This window comes from Ramlibacter sp. (genome assembly GCF_036383835.1).
Classification (GTDB): Bacteria; Pseudomonadota; Gammaproteobacteria; order Burkholderiales; family Burkholderiaceae_C; genus Ramlibacter.
Genome location: NZ_DASVNN010000066.1, coordinates 1 through 1,961, shown reverse-complemented (window position 1 = coordinate 1,961; position 1,961 = coordinate 1). Strand labels below are relative to the sequence as shown.

The 1,961-nt window shown below is 68.8% G+C and carries 3 protein-coding genes; all 3 read right to left on the bottom strand.

The features are described 5' to 3' along the window. A partial coding sequence (locus VF522_RS10985) for a phospholipase D-like domain-containing protein (protein ID WP_330908301.1) occupies nt 1-576 on the bottom strand: 576 nt, incomplete at its 3' end. 8 nt (nt 577-584) lie between these two features. Continuing rightward, a complete protein-coding gene (locus VF522_RS10980; RefSeq protein ID WP_330908300.1) occupies nt 585-1,313 on the bottom strand; it encodes an endonuclease/exonuclease/phosphatase family protein in 729 nt (242 codons plus the stop codon). 80 nt (nt 1,314-1,393) lie between these two features. Then, nucleotides 1,394-1,846 (bottom strand): dihydroneopterin triphosphate diphosphatase, encoded by a 453-nt coding sequence (gene nudB, locus VF522_RS10975; RefSeq protein WP_330908299.1) that lies wholly within the window; start codon nt 1,844-1,846, stop codon nt 1,394-1,396. Nucleotides 1,847-1,961 lie beyond the last annotated feature (115 nt).

Below are 1,961 nucleotides of genomic sequence, written 5' to 3'. Positions count from 1 at the left end.
CGTCAGCGAGCCGGTGAGCTGCGCGCGGCGCAGGCGCTGCATCGCGACGATCCGCCGCCACAGGCGTTCCATCGCGCCGTGCATGGTCTCGACGAGAGGGCCGGCCACGCGCACCGAGAAATCCAGGCGCGGCGCCTGCAGCGGCCCGTGGTTGGGATCGTGATAGTCGTCGAGGATGTTGATCCCGCCGCAGAAGCCGATCGCGCCGTCGACGACGCACAGCTTGCGATGCAGGCGCCGCCACTGCCCCGGCCACAGCAGGCCCAGCGGGCCGGTGGGCGAGTACACGTTCCATTGCACGCCCGCGAGCTGGAACCGCAGCTCCCACGCTCCGGGCAGCTGGCCGGTGCCGACGCCATCGACCACGAGGTACACGGCAACGCCGCGCCGCGCCGCGCGCTCCAGGGCATAGGCCACCTCGGCGCTGCTGCCGTTGAAATCGAAGATGTAGCTCTCGAGCCGCACCTCGGCCTGCGCCCCGTCGATCGCCGCCACCAGGGCCGGGAACAGCTCGCCGCCGCCTTCCAGCAGCTGCAGGTGGTGGCCGCTGCGCAACGGGGGGATGCGGTGCGCCATCGGGGGCGTTAAATCTTGAACTCCGCGATCAGCGGCAGGTGGTCCGACATGCGCCACCAGATGCGGCCGCGCGGGATCTCCAGGCCCACCGGCTTGAGCCCGCGCGCGTAGACGTAGTCCAGCTGGGCGAGCGGCAGGCGCGAGGGATAGGTGGCGGCCTTTTCGGCGAGGAAGTCCTGGAAGCCGTGCGCGTTCAGCACGGAACGCAGCTTGCCGCCCCAGTCGTTGAAGTCCCCGGCGACGATCACCGGCGCCTTGCGCGGGATCTCGCGCTCGATGAAGCGCACCATCTGTTCCACCTGCCGCACGCGGCTGCCCGCGATGAGGCCCAGGTGCAGCACGATCACGTGCACCATCCGGCGGCCGACCTCCAGTTCCACATGCAGCAGGCCCCGCTGCTCGAAGCGGTGGTCCGACATGTCCTCGTGGCCGTGCGTCACCACCGGCCAGCGTGACAGCAGCGCGTTGCCGTGCTCGCCGTGCTTGGTCTTCGCATTGGTCTGGTACACCGCGTAGTAGCCCTCGGGACAGAGGAACTCCGCCTGCGGCAGCTCGGGCCAGCGCGTGAAGTAGCGCTCTTCGCGCCGATGCAGCTTGCGCACTTCCTGCAGGCACACGACGTCGGCATCGAGCTGCTCCACCGCATGCCCGATATTGTGGATCTCCAGCCGCCGCACCGGGCCCAGGCCCTGCACGCCCTTGTGGATGTTGTAGGTCGCGATGCGCAGCAGACTCATTCAGCCTCCGCCGAGCCGCCTCAAGGAGGCTGACGCCCCCTCGGGGGGCAGCGACGACACGAAGTGCGGAGCGTGGGGGCTCATTGACTGAATTCTGGCAGCATCAGGATCGCTTCGGCGTTGGAAGGCGAGAAACAGGTGTCGGCCGCCTTGCGCCAGGTCAGCCACTGGAAGGCCGTGTGCTCGCGCGGATTCAGGGTGACCGGCGTGCCGGCCGGCACGCACAGGCCGAACACGTGTTCACGGTTGCGCGTGACGCCCGGCGCGTAGCGGTGCAGGTAGCGCGGATAGATGTCGTAGACGTTTTCGAGGTTCCAGTCGGCGAGCGTGCCGATGGCGACGTGGATGCCGGTCTCCTCGTGCACCTCGCGGATCGCCGTCTCCTCGAAGCTCTCGTCCTCGTGGTCCTTGGAGCCGGTGACGGACTGCCAGGTGCCGGGTGCATCGGCCCGGTTGATCAGCAGCACGTCGAGGGCCGGCGTGTGGATCACGACCAGGACGGAGAGCGGGATCTTGAAAGGGCGCGGAATCACCGGGACAGCATACCGTCACCCCCGCGCAGGCGTGGGCCCAGGGCATCCAAAGAAAAAGCGGCGCATTGCGCCGCTTTCCCGGAAGCCCTGGATCCCCGCCTGCGCGGGGATGACG

Bases quoted from the DNA above. Each gene is read 5' to 3' on its own strand.
- VF522_RS10980 (WP_330908300.1), bottom strand. From the start codon at position 1,313: ATGAGTCTGCTGCGCATCGCGACCTACAACATCCACAAGGGCGTGCAG.